This is a genomic window from Porphyrobacter sp. MBR-155 (assembly GCF_040547625.1).
In the GTDB taxonomy this organism is placed as follows: Bacteria; Pseudomonadota; Alphaproteobacteria; order Sphingomonadales; family Sphingomonadaceae; genus Erythrobacter.
The window spans coordinates 186,775-200,044 of the sequence record NZ_JBEPQB010000005.1 but is presented as its reverse complement, the minus strand read 5'-3'; the positions used below and the strand labels follow the sequence as shown (position 1 = coordinate 200,044).

Annotated in this window: 13 protein-coding genes, 2 tRNA genes, 1 other RNA gene and 1 pseudogene; 8 read left to right on the top strand and 9 right to left on the bottom strand. The window is 62.4% G+C overall.

Annotated elements, in window-relative coordinates; all coding sequences use genetic code 11:
- Position 1: 1 nt before the first annotated feature.
- The 3 genes from ABIE62_RS07370 to tkt all read right to left on the bottom strand — a co-directional run bounded on the left by ABIE62_RS07370 (position 2) and on the right by tkt (position 4,302).
- Positions 2–1,204 carry a phosphoglycerate kinase gene (locus ABIE62_RS07370; RefSeq protein WP_354324832.1) on the bottom strand — a complete coding sequence of 401 codons (1,203 nt, stop codon included), beginning with the start codon at positions 1,202–1,204 and terminating at the stop codon, positions 2–4.
- A 98-nt stretch (positions 1,205–1,302) separates the two neighbouring features.
- Positions 1,303–2,310 (bottom strand): type I glyceraldehyde-3-phosphate dehydrogenase, encoded by a 1,008-nt coding sequence (gene gap / locus ABIE62_RS07365; RefSeq protein ID WP_354324830.1) that lies wholly within the window; start codon positions 2,308–2,310, stop codon positions 1,303–1,305.
- Between the two features lie 15 nt (positions 2,311–2,325).
- Positions 2,326–4,302: a transketolase gene (gene tkt / locus ABIE62_RS07360; RefSeq protein ID WP_354324828.1), complete on the bottom strand. Its 1,977-nt coding sequence runs from the start codon at positions 4,300–4,302 to the stop codon at positions 2,326–2,328.
- Positions 4,303–4,555: 253 nt separating this feature from the next.
- Here tkt and ABIE62_RS07355 point away from each other — a divergent pair, with 253 nt between their 5' ends.
- The 5 genes from ABIE62_RS07355 to ABIE62_RS07340 all read left to right on the top strand — a co-directional run bounded on the left by ABIE62_RS07355 (position 4,556) and on the right by ABIE62_RS07340 (position 6,493).
- Positions 4,556–4,771, top strand: coding sequence for a hypothetical protein (locus ABIE62_RS07355; protein ID WP_354324826.1), 216 nt, complete (start codon positions 4,556–4,558; stop codon positions 4,769–4,771).
- Between the two features lie 6 nt (positions 4,772–4,777).
- Positions 4,778–5,221: a cell division protein ZapA gene (locus ABIE62_RS07350; RefSeq protein ID WP_354324824.1), complete on the top strand. Its 444-nt coding sequence runs from the start codon at positions 4,778–4,780 to the stop codon at positions 5,219–5,221.
- Positions 5,222–5,232: 11 nt separating this feature from the next.
- Positions 5,233–5,405, top strand: a non-coding RNA gene (gene ssrS / locus ABIE62_RS14705) — 6S RNA.
- 258 nt (positions 5,406–5,663) lie between these two features.
- The gene (locus tag ABIE62_RS07345; RefSeq protein WP_354324822.1) at positions 5,664–6,242 is read left to right on the top strand and encodes a 5-formyltetrahydrofolate cyclo-ligase; all 579 of its coding nucleotides are present in this window, start codon (positions 5,664–5,666) and stop codon (positions 6,240–6,242) included.
- The gene (locus ABIE62_RS07340; RefSeq protein ID WP_354324820.1) at positions 6,242–6,493 is read left to right on the top strand and encodes a DUF2842 domain-containing protein; all 252 of its coding nucleotides are present in this window, start codon (positions 6,242–6,244) and stop codon (positions 6,491–6,493) included. The genes ABIE62_RS07345 and ABIE62_RS07340 overlap by 1 nt, the downstream gene beginning before the upstream one ends.
- 68 nt (positions 6,494–6,561) lie before the next feature.
- Here ABIE62_RS07340 and ABIE62_RS07335 read toward each other — a convergent pair.
- The 5 genes from ABIE62_RS07335 to thyA all read right to left on the bottom strand — a co-directional run bounded on the left by ABIE62_RS07335 (position 6,562) and on the right by thyA (position 11,482).
- Positions 6,562–6,638: transfer RNA gene (locus ABIE62_RS07335), tRNA-Asp, on the bottom strand.
- A 117-nt stretch (positions 6,639–6,755) separates the two neighbouring features.
- Entirely contained in the window at positions 6,756–8,069 is a 1,314-nt protein-coding gene (locus tag ABIE62_RS07330) for a dihydrolipoamide acetyltransferase family protein (protein WP_354324819.1), read from the bottom strand.
- 7 nt (positions 8,070–8,076) lie between these two features.
- Positions 8,077–9,129, bottom strand: a complete 1,053-nt coding sequence (locus ABIE62_RS07325) for an alpha-ketoacid dehydrogenase subunit beta (protein WP_354324817.1) — start codon at positions 9,127–9,129, stop codon at positions 8,077–8,079.
- Entirely contained in the window at positions 9,126–10,421 is a 1,296-nt protein-coding gene (locus tag ABIE62_RS07320; RefSeq protein ID WP_354324816.1) for a 3-methyl-2-oxobutanoate dehydrogenase (2-methylpropanoyl-transferring) subunit alpha, read from the bottom strand. Before ABIE62_RS07320 ends, ABIE62_RS07325 begins: the two co-directional genes overlap by 4 nt.
- A 113-nt stretch (positions 10,422–10,534) precedes the next feature.
- Positions 10,535–11,482, bottom strand: coding sequence for a thymidylate synthase (thyA, locus tag ABIE62_RS07315; protein ID WP_354324814.1), 948 nt, complete (start codon positions 11,480–11,482; stop codon positions 10,535–10,537).
- Between the two features lie 111 nt (positions 11,483–11,593).
- On the opposite strand from thyA, the gene ABIE62_RS07310 reads away from it, so the two are divergent.
- Both ABIE62_RS07310 and ABIE62_RS07305 read left to right on the top strand, forming a co-directional pair.
- Positions 11,594–11,670 (top strand) — tRNA-Pro (locus ABIE62_RS07310).
- 106 nt (positions 11,671–11,776) lie between these two features.
- A complete protein-coding gene (locus ABIE62_RS07305; RefSeq protein WP_354324813.1) occupies positions 11,777–12,034 on the top strand; it encodes a hypothetical protein in 258 nt (85 codons plus the stop codon).
- A gap of 80 nt (positions 12,035–12,114) precedes the next feature.
- Here ABIE62_RS07305 and ABIE62_RS14700 read toward each other — a convergent pair.
- Positions 12,115–12,666 (bottom strand): annotated as a pseudogene (locus ABIE62_RS14700) (Ivy family c-type lysozyme inhibitor); the annotation flags it as partial.
- Here ABIE62_RS14700 and ABIE62_RS07300 point away from each other — a divergent pair.
- Positions 12,583–13,056, top strand: a complete 474-nt coding sequence (locus ABIE62_RS07300; RefSeq protein WP_354324811.1) for a hypothetical protein — start codon at positions 12,583–12,585, stop codon at positions 13,054–13,056. The pseudogene ABIE62_RS14700 and the gene ABIE62_RS07300 sit on opposite strands and share 84 nt — an antisense overlap.
- Positions 13,057–13,270: the final 214 nt, after the last annotated feature.

Sequence of the window (13,270 nt, the reverse complement as noted above, 5' to 3'; positions counted from 1 at the left end):
GTCAGGCCTCCAGCGCGGCCACGCCGGGCAGGACGCGGCCTTCCATCCATTCGAGGAATGCCCCGCCAGCGGTTGAAACATAGGTGAAATTATCGCCCGCGCCCGCTTGTGCCAGCGCCGCAACAGTATCCCCGCCGCCCGCCACGCTGATCAGTGATCCTTCCAGCGTCAGCGCCGCCGCAGTCCGCGCCAGCGCCACGGTGGCCGTATCAAACGGTTCGGTTTCAAACGCGCCCAGCGGCCCGTTCCACACCAGCGTGCGGCAGGTCTTGAGCACATCGGCAAGCGCTTCTGTCGCCTGCGGGCCAAGGTCGAGGATCATCTCGTCATCGGCGACTTCATGGACGTTGCAAGTGCGCAAGGATGCCGGATTGGCGGCGAATTCCTTTGCTACGACAACATCATAGGGCAGGTGAACGGTGCATCCGGCATGATCGGCCTCGTCCATGATCCGGGTGACGGTGGCGGCCAGATCATGTTCGCACAGGCTTTTGCCGACATTGACCCCGCGCGCGGCGAGGAAGGTGTTGGCCATGCCCCCGCCGATGATCAGGTGCTGAACCTTGCCCACAAGGTGTTCGAGCACGGCGAGCTTGGTCGAAACCTTCGCCCCGCCGACCACTGCCGCGACCGGCGTTTCGGGATTGCCAAGCGCGGCATCCAATGCCTTCAATTCGGCCTCCATTGACCGCCCGGCATAGGCAGGCAGGTGATGCGCCAGCCCTTCGGTGGTGGCATGGGCGCGGTGTGCGGCGCTGAAGGCGTCGTTGACATAGAGCGTGCCGTGCGCGGCAATCGCCTGCGCCAGCGCCGGATCATTGGCCTCCTCGCCCGGCCAGAAGCGGGTATTTTCGAGCAAGCCGATATCGCCGCCGCGCAGAATACCGATCGATTGTTCCACAACTGGCCCGGTGATTTCGGGGATGAACATCACCTCCTTGCCCAGCACATCCTCGACATCGCCCACCACCATGCTGGTCGACAGCACCGAGGAACGCTGCCCGCCCGGACGCCCGAAATGCGCAAGCAACAGCACCTTCGCGCCCTTGCCCGCGAGTTCGAGGATGGTCGGCTTTACCGCCACGGCCCGCGTCAGATCAGTGGCCGATCCATCCTTCATCGGCAGGTTGAGATCAACGCGCACCAGCGCGACCTCGCCGGTCAGGTCAGCGGGCAGATCATCGAGAGTCTTGAACTTGGCCATCTTATTCACCCGTCATTCCGGCGTAGGCCGGAACCCAGAGGCTCCGGCCACGCTCATTCGCTCTGGGCCCCGGCCTGCGCCGGGGTGACGAAGCTCGCTTACAAAAACTTCGCCATCACTCCGGCGGTATCGACCATCCGGTTGGAAAAGCCCCATTCATTGTCATACCAGCTGACCACGCGGGCCAGTTTGCCATCCATCACGCTGGTTTCGAGGCTGTCGACCGTCGAACTGGCGGGGTAGTGGTTGAAATCCGAGGACACGAGCGGCTGATCGGTGAAATCCAGCACGCCCTTCATCGGGCCATCGGCCGCCGCCTTCAACGCAGCGTTGATTTCATCAACACTGGTTTCGCGGCTGGGCACGAACACCAGGTCGACCATGCTGACATTGGGGGTCGGCACGCGCACTGACGATCCATCAAGCTTGCCCTTCAGTTCGGGTAGCACCAAACCAACCGCACGCGCCGCGCCGGTGGTGGTCGGGATCATGTTCTGCGCCCCGGCACGCGCCCGGCGCAAGTCCTTGTGGATCTGATCGAGCATCTTCTGATCGTTGGTGTAGGAATGGATCGTGGTCATGAACCCGCGTTCGATCCCGATCACATCATTCAGCACCTTCGCGACCGGGGCGAGGCAGTTGGTGGTGCAGCTGGCATTGGAGATGATCACGTCATCGCCCGTCAGCGTGTCGTGATTGACCCCGTAAACAATGGTCTTGGACACGCCGGCCGCGGGCGCGGAAATCACCACGCGCTTGGCACCGGCAGTAATATGCGGGCGGCTGGCTTCGTCGGATTGGAAGAACCCGGTGCATTCGAGCACGATGTCCACGCCCATCGCGGCGTGCGGCAGTTTGCCCGGATCACGCTCTGCGGTGACGGCGATACGTTTGCCATTGACGATGATCGCATCGCCATCGGCGGTCACTTCGCCAGCGAAGCGCCCATGCACTGTATCATAAGCGAACAGCAGCGCATTGGACTTGGCATCGGCCAGATCATTGATCGACACGAGATCGAGATCATGGTCATCGCGTTCGAGGATCGCGCGCGCAACCAGACGTCCGATGCGACCAAAGCCGTTGATGGCAACTTTTGTAGCCATGATAAAAACTCCTGCTTAGTTGTTCAGTTTATTCTGGATTTGCGGAACAATTGTGTCAGCGATGAGGCCGAAATGGGCGAACAGGTCGCCCGCCGGGGCCGAAGCGCCAAAGCTGTCGATCCCGATATTCAGCCCATCGCGCCCGGTGTAACGCTGCCAGCCAAAAGTGCTTGCGGCTTCAATCGAGACGATCAGCGCATCATCGGGCAGGATATCGGCGCGGTAGGCTGCGCTTTGTTGGTCGAACAATTCGGTGCAGACCATCGACACCACATCAGTGCCCACGCCCGCCGCTTCAAGCTGCGCGGCGCATTGGGCCGCCAGTGAAACTTCCGATCCGGTAGCGATGATGACGACCTTGCGCGGGGCAGCCGCCGATTGGATCCGGTATCCGCCGCGCGCCGACAGGTTTTCACCCGGCTCAAGCCGCAATTGCGGCAGGTTCTGACGGGTCAGCGCCAGCACGGTCGGGCGGTCTTTCTGCGCCAGCGCGATTCCCCAGCATTCGGCAGTTTCCACCGCATCGGCCGGGCGCATCACCAACAGGTTCGGCATCGCCCGCAGCGACGCGAGGTGTTCAATCGGCTGGTGCGTCGGCCCGTCTTCACCCAGCCCGATGCTGTCATGCGTCATCACGTATATCACGCGGCAATGCTGCAAGGCCGAAAGCCGGATCGCACCGCGTGCATAATCGGTGAACACCAGAAAGGTGCCGCCATAGGGGATCACGCCGCCATGCAGCGCCATCCCGTTCATCGCCGCGGCCATGCCAAATTCGCGGATGCCGTAATTGACATAACGGCCCGCGTAATTGTCACGGTTAAAGGTAACGATTCCGCCGGCCAGCGTGTTGTTCGATCCGGTCAGATCGGCGCTGCCGCCGATGGTATCGGCCAGCGCCGGATTGATCGCCGCCAACGCGATTTCGGACGCCTTGCGGGTGGCGATTTTCTGCGGGGCGGCGATCAGGCCCGCGATGTGGTCATCAAGGTTGAAACCTTCGGGCAGGTCGCCCGCCATGCGGCGTTCAAAATCCGCCCGCTGCGGGGACGCCGCTAGCCGCCCCGCCCATGCCCCATGCGCCGCGCGGCCCGGTTCGGCTGCCCGGTGCCAATCGGCGGCGATGTTGCCGGGGATCACGAAAGGTTCAGCCGTCCAACCCAATTCGGCGCGCGCAGCGGCAACCTCTGCCGCGCCGAGCGCCGCACCGTGGGTGGCGCTGGTGCCCTGCTTGTTCGGCGCGCCCTTGCCGATCACTGTGCGGCACGCGACCAGCGATGGGCGCGGATCGGCCTTGGCCTCAGCCAAAGCGCGGTCGATATCGGTAAAGTCATGCCCGTCGCACTCCGTCACGTGCCATCCGGTCGCAGCATAGCGCGCCTTGATGTCCTCGGACGTGGAAAGGTCAGTCGCGCCGTCGATGGTGATGCGGTTATCGTCCCACAGCACGTTCAGCCGCCCCAGCCCAAGGTGCCCCGCCAGCCCTATCGCTTCGTGGTTGATGCCTTCCATCAGGCAGCCATCGCCCGCGATCACCCATGTGCGGTGGTCGACGAGAGCGTCGCCATAAACGGCGTTCAGGTGCCTCTCGGCCATCGCCATGCCCACTGCCATCGCCACGCCCTGCCCCAGCGGGCCGGTGGTGCATTCCACCCCATCGAGCAGAAAGTTTTCCGGATGGCCCGCACACGGACTGCCCAGCGTCCGGAAATTGCGAATGTCATCAATGGTCGGCGCGGCATAGCCTGACAGATGCAGCAGGCTGTAAATCAGCATTGACCCATGGCCCGCCGACAGCACGAAACGATCCCGGTCAGCCCAATGCGGCGCGGCGGGATCAAACTTCAGGTGCCCCGTCCACAGCACGGTAGCGACATCGGCCATGCCCATCGGCATTCCCGGGTGGCCCGAATTAGCGGCCTCTACGGCATCCATCGACAGGGCGCGGATGGCATTGGCCATGGGTTGAAGGCGGGCGACGTCGATGCTCATGAGCGCAAAATTCTCCTGCTGCGGCACCGCAAACTGATGCGGCACGGCCCGTTGCCCGCCCGGGGACAAATCTTGCAGTGCAGCGCGATTCGATGCCGGAAGGTGGCCGCCGTGCCATTGCCGAGCCGCCGGGGTAGGTCAACCTTGCGTCGCTATACCGTGATCGCGGCCCGCGCGCGCCAATCGCGCCCACTTATCAACAGCCTCGCCCAAACCTTTGCGTGGCCTTCGCTATCTTGGTAATGTCATTTATATGACCGCCGATCGTATCGCGACCGCCATAACGCGTATCGAGGCTGCAATGCAGCGGATCGACGCCGCGCGCGAAGCGGGGGCGAAGTCAGGCGTGGCGGCTGGTGCTGGCTCAGCCCGGGTGGTCGAACTGGTCAACAGCCATGAAAAACTGCGTGAACACGTCGCGGAAAGCCTTCGCGAACTTGACGATCTTCTGGGCAAGCTGGAGGAATAGCGCGCGATGAGCACCGTCACGCTCACCATCGGCCCCAAAAGCTACACCATCACCTGTGCTGAGGGTGAGGAAGCGCATATTTCAGCGCTGGGCGCGATTATTGCGGAAAAATATGCACAATTGGGGGCTGCGCGCGCGCCTCTGGAGGCGCAAAATCTGCTGTTTGCCGCGCTGTTCCTTGCCGATGAACTGGCCGAGGTTCGGAAAGGCAATGCCCCCTCACCAGCGCCCGCACCTGCGCCTGACCAGCAAGCGATAGAGGCCCTGCGCGCGGCGATTGCCCAGCTTGAAGATGATCTTGCCGCCGCGCGCGAAGCTGCAGATGCGCCAGATGCCGACCTGTCCGGAGGCGCAGACGCGTCCGATGCGCTTGCCCAGCAGCTCGAAGCGCTGGCGACCTGCGCTGAAGCCACGGCAAGCGCGCTTGAAGCGGCGGCTGCAAGCGCCTAGATACTAACATGGCGGGACTGCCCGGCACGAGCCGATTGAATATCCCTGAGGCTATAAGCAATCCAATGGGAACTGTCCCTGCCCTTGCCTACTGGTTCGTCCGGGAGGTTTGGGCATACGGCGCCCACCTGACGTAAGACGCGTCAGAGGATTTCTAGCGCAAACGACCCATGGTGGTTCCGCCACGTTTTTGTTCAGCCTCAAGCGCCGGCGCGCGCATCCGCGCGCTTGGCTTTCCTGCGGGGGCCCGGCCCCTTTGGGGCCACCCCTTCGGGCGGGCGGTCGCCCTTGCGGGCCGTTGGCCCGTTTTTGTTGCCCTACCGCTTCGCTGCTTGAGTGCGTTTTTTGTTTTCGATCCTCGCTCATGCTGGCTGCGCCAGCTTCGCTGCGGGCGGGCAGTCGCCCTTGCGGGCCTTTGGCCCGAGGGCTACCGCTGCGGCGCATGATTGATCCAACCAAATCCGACCTCCGCCGCCAATTGCGCGCCACGCGCCGTGCGCACGTTGCTGCGCAGCCGGATGCGATCCGCGCGTTGTTGTTCCACCGGCCACCTGCTCCGGTTGTTGCGCAAATCGCGCCTGATGCGGTGATCGGTCTGTATCATGCCGGGCCGGACGAGGCCCCGGCGCATGGCTATGCCCGGTTCTTCCACGATGCGGGCCACACTATCGCCCTGCCGCACTTCACCGCGCACGACGCCGCGATGACCTTTCGCCGTCACAGCGACCCCTACGACGATAGCGACCTTGCCCCCGGCCCGTTCGGCATGATGCAACCCGGTGCGGAGGCAGAGCCGCTCACCCCCGACGTGCTGTTCGTGCCGTTGATCGGCTTTACCGCCGCGCTTGATCGTTTGGGCCAAGGCGGCGGGCATTATGATCGCTGGCTGGCAGAACATCCCGGCGCGCAAGCGATCGGGCTGGCATGGGACGCGCAAGCTTGCGACACCCTGCCGAACGAGCCGCACGACCGGCGGTTGAATGCGGTGATAACTCCCACCCGGATTTACGGAAGCTTCTGATGCGTGAAACCCCGACCTGGCGAATTCCGTTTGGCATCATTGGCCTGTTTATCGCGCTGATCATCTACGCCGTGATCATCGCGCGCTATGCCCCCGGCCTGATCGGTCAGTGGAACGGCCTTGCGCAAACGGTGGTCTATGTGGTGCTCGGCCTGATCTGGCTGTTGCCGCTCAGGCGGTTCCTGATCTGGATGGAAACCGGGCGGTGGAGCGCGCCGCAGGGGGCGCAGACAAAAGAAAAGGCGGACTGACGCCCGCCCCTATTCAATGTTCTGTTCGATGTCTTGATGTGAAGCCACTTGACCCTCTGCGAGGAAAGTGGCGCGAGTGACGGGACTTGAACCCGCGACCTCCGGCGTGACAGGCCGGCGCTCTAACCAACTGAGCTACACCCGCGTATTTCATTCCGTTGAGCGTTCAGGCGATGCCATCCCGTTCGTTGGAGCAGCGCCATTAGGGCTGGCTTCGAAAGCTGTCAACGCTCTCGTCACCAGCCTTGCCGCGAATTTTTCATCAATCCACCAGCAGCAGTGCCGGAGTTTCGATCAGCCGCTTGATCCCCTGAATAAAGCTGGCGGCATCGTGCCCGTCGACCACCCGGTGATCGCAGGAAATCGAGATGTTCATCAGCTTGCGCTTGGCGATTCGTTCCCCGCCCATGCCATCAGGCACGAACATCGGGCGTTCGACGATGCGATTGGGGCCGATGATCGCCACTTCGGGCCGGTTGATCACCGGCGTGGTCGCCACCCCGCCCAATGGGCCGAGCGAGGTTATCGTGAGCGTTGAGCCCGACAGTTCTTCGGACGTTGCCTTGCCGGTGCGCGCGGCTTCGGCCAGGCGGCCAATTTCCCGCGCCAATTGCCACAGATTGCGGCTTTGCGCGTCGCGAATCACGGGCACCATCAGTCCATTATCGGTCTGCGCCGCCATGCCCAGATGCACGCTGCCATAACGCGTCACCACGCCCGCTTCGTCATCATAGCGCGCGTTGATCATCGGGAAGTCCGGCACCATCTTGCAGATCGCGGCAATCAGCAGCGGCAGCATGGTCAGCTTGGGCCGATCCCCGCGCGCGGCATTCAGTTGCGCGCGCAAGGTTTCCAGATCGGTGACGTCGCATTCCTCGACATAGGTGAAATGCGGAATGTTGCGCTTGGCGGCCGCCATGTTCTGCGCGATGCGTTTGCGCAGGCCGATGACCTTGATCGCCTCATCACTGCGCGCCTGGCCCGCCGGGGCGAAGCCACTGCCGGCGTTGTAAGCGAGAAAGGCATCCAGATCGCCGTGGCGCACACGGCCATCCTCGGCAGGCTTTACCTGCGCCAGATCAACGCCAAGGTCGCGCGCGCGCTGGCGCACAGCGGGGGAGGCGAGGACTTTGGCCTCTCCCCCTCCCCTTGGGGAGGGGGTTGGGGGGTGGGGGTTCGAGGGTGCGGGGGGACGACGCACCATTTCAGGCGTTGAGCCCCCATCCCCAACCCCTTCCCCTTGGAGAAGGGGCTTTTCAGGCGCATCGGACATTTCGTCTTCGATCTGCTCGGCTGCGGCCTCAGCCTCAGCCTCAGCCTCCTCCGAAACCTCGCCCTCAACCTCGATCACCAGCAGCATCGCTCCGATGGCGATCACATCGCCAGCCTCGCCTGCAACCTCGGTCACAATGCCTGCCACCGGGCTTTCAATGTCGATCGTTGCCTTGTCGGTCATCACGTCGACAAGGTGCTGATCCTCCTCGACCCGATCGCCGATCTTTACGTGCCATTCGACGACTTCCGCCTCGGCAACGCCTTCGCCCACGTCGGGCATATTGAATGTGAACTTCGCCATGGTGCGCTTACTCGCTCAAAAGCTTGTCGATGGCCTCGCCAATGCGGACTGGGCCGGGGAAATAGGCCCATTCGAGGCTGTGGGGATAGGGCGTGTCAAACCCGGTCACACGTTCGACCGGGGCTTCGAGATGGTAGAAACAGCGTTCCGTCACCAGCGCCGACAATTCCGCGCCGAAGCCGCTCGTGCGGGTCGCCTCGTGCACGATCAGACAGCGGCCGGTTTTTTCAACCGAAGCCTCAATCGCCTGAATATCAAGCGGCACCAGCGTGCGCAGGTCAAGGATATCGGCATCAATGCCCTTGGCCTTGCACACTGCCTCGGTGACGTGAACCATCGTGCCATAGGCGAGCACGGTCAACGCCTCACCTTCGCGCACGTGCCGCGCCTTGCCCAACGGGATGCGGTAATAGCCTTCGGGCACCACGCTATCGGGGTGTTTCTTCCACGGTTCGACCGGCTTGTCGTAATAGCCGGAAAACGGCCCGTTATAGATCCGCTTTGGCTCAAAGAAGATCACCGGATCATTGTCTTCGATGGCCGCAATCAGCAGTCCCTTGGCATCGTACGGGGTCGAAGGGATCACGGTTTTCAGGCCCGAGACATGGGTAAACAACGCCTCGGGGCTTTGGCTGTGGGTCTGCCCGCCAAAAATCCCGCCGCCGAACGGCGAACGCACCGTCAGCGGCGCGATGTAATCACCCGCCGAACGATAACGCAGCCGCGCGGCCTCGGAAATCAGCTGATCGAGGCCGGGATAGATGTAATCGGCAAACTGGATTTCCGGCACCGGGCGCAGGCCATACGCCCCCATCCCCACCGCCGCGCCGATAATCCCGCATTCGCTGATCGGGGTATCGAACACGCGGGTTTTGCCGTGTTTGGCCTGCAAGCCTGCCGTGGCGCGGAATACCCCGCCGAAATAGCCGACATCTTCGCCCATGATGATCACATCGGGATCGCGGGTGAGCATGATATCGAGCGCTTCGTTGATCGCCTCGATCATGTTGATCCGGCGTTCTACAGTCGCTTCGGTCATGGTGTCAGGGCTCTCGCTCATCCGAACGGCCTTTCGCTGCCGAATTTGGTGATGCGTTCGCGGATTGCCTGATCTGCCTGTTCTTCAAGGTGCCAGGGCAATTCCTCGAACACATCTTCGAACATGGTGTGGAACGGGTGGTGCAGGCCGTGGCCGAGGATGCCGTTCTTTTCGGCTTCCTTGGTGGTGGCTTTGACCAGCTCAGCGCATTCAATGTCCATCGCCGCCTGCCGGTCCAAATCCCATTCACCAATCGCAATCAGGTGCTTTTTCAACCGCATCACCGGATCGCCGAGCGGCCATTCCTCCCGTTCCTGCGCGCTGCGATAACCGCTGGGATCGTCCGAGGTAGAGTGCCCTTCGGCGCGGTAGGTGAAATATTCGATCAGTGTCGGCCCATGATTGCCGCGCGCGCGGTTGGCGGCCCATTGCGCAGCGGCATAACAGGCAAGCGCATCATTGCCGTCTACCCTTAGCGCGGCAATGCCATAGCCCAGCCCGCGCGCGGCAAAGGTGGTGCGTTCGCCGCCCGCAAACCCGCTGAAGCTGGAAATTGCCCACTGGTTGTTGATCACGTTGAGGATCACCGGCGCGTTATAAACGGCGGCAAAGGTGCAGGCGGCGTGGAAATCGCCCTCTGCGGTGCTGCCCTCACCCACCCAGGTCGCAGCAATCCGGCTGTCGCCCTTGATCGCGCTCGCCATCGCCCAGCCGACCGCCTGCGGGGTCTGCGTGGCGAGGTTGCCCGAAATGCTGAAAAAGCTGTGCTCGCGGCTTGAATACATGATCGGCAGCTGGCGGCCTTTCAGCTTGTCGGCCCGATTGGAATAGATCTGGTTGATCATATCCAGCATCGGATATCCGCGCGCGATCAAGATGCCCTGCTGGCGATAGCTGGGGAACACCATGTCATCGCTCGCCAGCGCCATTGATGACGCAATCGAGGTCGCCTCTTCACCGGTGCACTTCATGTAAAAGCTGGTTTTGCCCTGCCGCTGCCCGCGAAACATCCGTTCATCAAAGGCGCGCACCATCGCCATGTGGCCGAGCATCGTGCGCAGGGTTTCGGGATCGAGCCGGGGGTTCCACGGCCCGTGCGCCTGATGATCATCGCCCAGCACTCGCACCAGACCATAGGCCAGATCGGCCATCTGCGACGGGTGGCAGCTTTCATCCGGGCGCGGCTGCGCGCCGGGGCTACCCACGTCGATATGCGAGAAATCGGCCTTGTCGCCGGGGCGATATTTCGGTTCGGGAACGTGCAGCGCGAGCGCCGGGCGGTTGGTGTCAGCCGGGTTTGCAGGTTCAGCCATCGGGCGCTCTCCCCCTTGCCTGGCACCGTGCCCAAAGCCGGTGCAATCATTGCTAGGAAGTGTATTTTTATTTCAACGCCGGGGAGCGGTCAAGCGCGGTGCATCATCCCGCCTCATACCGCAACAGGGGCGCTGATCGGGGGCAGCGGCGCGTAATCATGCACCACGAAATCATCGATCCGGTAATCGAATATTGTTTCGGGGGTGCGGGTAATTTCCAGCGTCGGGCGGCCCTGCGGCTGGCGAGTGAGCTGCTCCTCGATCAGATGCGCGTGGTTGAGATACAAGTGCACATCCCCGCCCATCCACACCAGCTCACCGGGAAGCATCCTCACCTGCTGCGCGATCATCCGCGTCAGCAACGCCGCCGACCACAGGTTAAACGGCAGGCCCAGCGCGACATCGCAGCTGCGCTGGTAAAGCAGGCAATTGAGCCGTGCAGCGCTCCCTTCTTGGGCGCCATCCCCCGCAACATGAAACTGATAGGTCTTGTGGCACGGGGGCAGCGCCATGCGGTCAAGCTCGGCCACGTTCCAGCCTTCGATAATATGGCGGCGGCTGCCGGGGTTGGTGCGCAGGCTTTCGATCACGGCCGCGACCTGATTGATGCCCTCACCCTGTTCATACAGCCCGTCAGGCCGATAACGATAGGTCGGCCAATCGACCCACTGCTTGCCATACACCGGGCCAAGTTCGCCCCAGCGCAGCGCGAAGGCTTCGTCAGCGGCGACGCGCGCGACAAAATCATCAAGACTGATCGCATCGCCCGTATCTTTAACGTAGCGCGCGTGCGGCCATTCGTTCCAGATTTTCACTCCTTGCAGCACCAGCGGGCGGATATTGGTGCTGCCGGTCAGAAACCAAAGCAATTCCCGAGTCGCGGTTTTCCAATAGACCCGCTTGGTCGTCAGCAGCGGCATCGCACCGCCCGCCAGATCGAACCGCAGCACCGCCCCGCACACCGACCGCGTGCCGATACCGGTGCGATCGATCCGCTCGCTGCCAGTTTCCCAGATGGTGCGCATCAGATCGAGATATTGCTGTTCGGGATGGTCAATCATGACCTGTGCCTAGCGCGAAATTGCCCGCTTGCCACCCCGCTCATCCACACCTATAGGGCGCGCCTTGCCTCGACCTGCGTGGGGCAATTTTCCGCGCAGGGCCGACACGGTCGGGGAGTAGCTCAGCCTGGTAGAGCACTGTCTTCGGGAGGCAGGGGCCGGAGGTTCGAATCCTCTCTCCCCGACCAATTATCCTTCATTGCATTGAAAGATAGCCTTGCGCATCCGCGCAGGGTGGTGCGCAGCACTGCGGCCGAATTGGCGAGCGAGGCCTCCCCTTCAAGGCGACCATTGATGCGCAGCATCACTGTCCCGCTTTGCTGCATCACCAGCGGGATAAGCTGCGTGCCTGTCAAACTGCCGATCCATTGTGTGCCACCCGCATTGGCGCGCCGCAGGGGAATATTTACCAGCCTGCCGGAAAAGTTCCACGTCATCGTCAACGCGTTGTCGCGTGCGGGTTTGTTGAGCAACATCGCCATGAACGGCTTGCCGCCTTCGCAATACAGGCTGAGAGATTCGATGTTTGGCGATCCCGCCGCGCTCACATAAGCAATCGGCGCGCGCCCCTGCACCGGAACCACTTCCCAAGGCGTTCCGGGCAGCGCCACTGCCGTTTCCGGCGGGCTGTTGTCCAACATCGTTTTGATCTCTGGCGCGACCGGCATTCGCCTGCCCGTGGCAGGGGGATAGACAGTCAGCTTGCCCCGTTCCCAAAGGCCTACCTGCACTTCCCGGCGGGCCGGGTCGATCATGACATAGGCCTGTTCTTCGCCGCCTTGATGCGGCGCGTTGCCTGACAGGTAAAAATAGTTCCCGGCGCGCTGCAATGGCGAAACGACTGACAGATTTTTCCGCAGTGCAGCCATTTTCGGGCCCATCCGCGATTTCAAAACGGCGGCCACGGCACCCTTTTCAAACAGGTCGATATTATCCTTGGCGTAGCTGCCCGGATATTTGCCGACAAGGCTGGCGAGGTTGTTCCATTCCGCAGGGATGCCTTGCACGGCAACCGCCACTTCCGGCTGCGGCGGCGCTGGAGTGCCCGCAGGAGCGCTGCCTTGACAAAGAGTGAACAACCCGCCGCCGGTGAATGACGCATGGAACGGATCGGGGCGCTGACCCGGCGCAAGGTCGGGCTCAAAGCGGATGACCCCCGGCTTCTCGTCATCGTTGACGAACATCAGCACGCGGCCAAAATCATTATTGCTTACCGGAAAGGGGAAGAAAACCGACATGATGCCGTCATAGCGCTGACCCATAAAGGTAAGCGCATATTCCACCCTCGGGGGCTTTACCTCGCGGCCATTGGCGCGGAACGTCATGCCCTTTTCATCAATGGTCACGCGCGGTTCTTTTGCGCAGTCACCGCGCGGGGCGTAGCTTCCATAAATATGGTCGATGCCCTGATCTTTGAAACTCGTCAGCGGAAGCGCCTGTGCACTTGCGGCTGCAAATGCGCCCAATGCACAAACGCCAAGGGCCGCGCTGACCCGACCAATCGTGGATGGTTTGAAAGGATGCCAATCCATGCCAATTCCCCCCGGAACAGACGTTTCCCAAAAGCCCGCTGACTCGCAACCGGATCAGAGACTGCACCAGCGCGATAACGCAAGCGCCCCATTTTGTCGCGCCTGTTTTGGGCCTTGGCGCTCACCGCGTCCGCACTCGCGCTGAGCCGGGGGTTTGGGGCGTGGTCAACTCGCAAGCGATCAAGATGGGTAATGGGCGGGAAGCTGCCAATCCGCGCACATCGTCACCCCCGCGCAAGCTGGGGCCTTGGGCTTT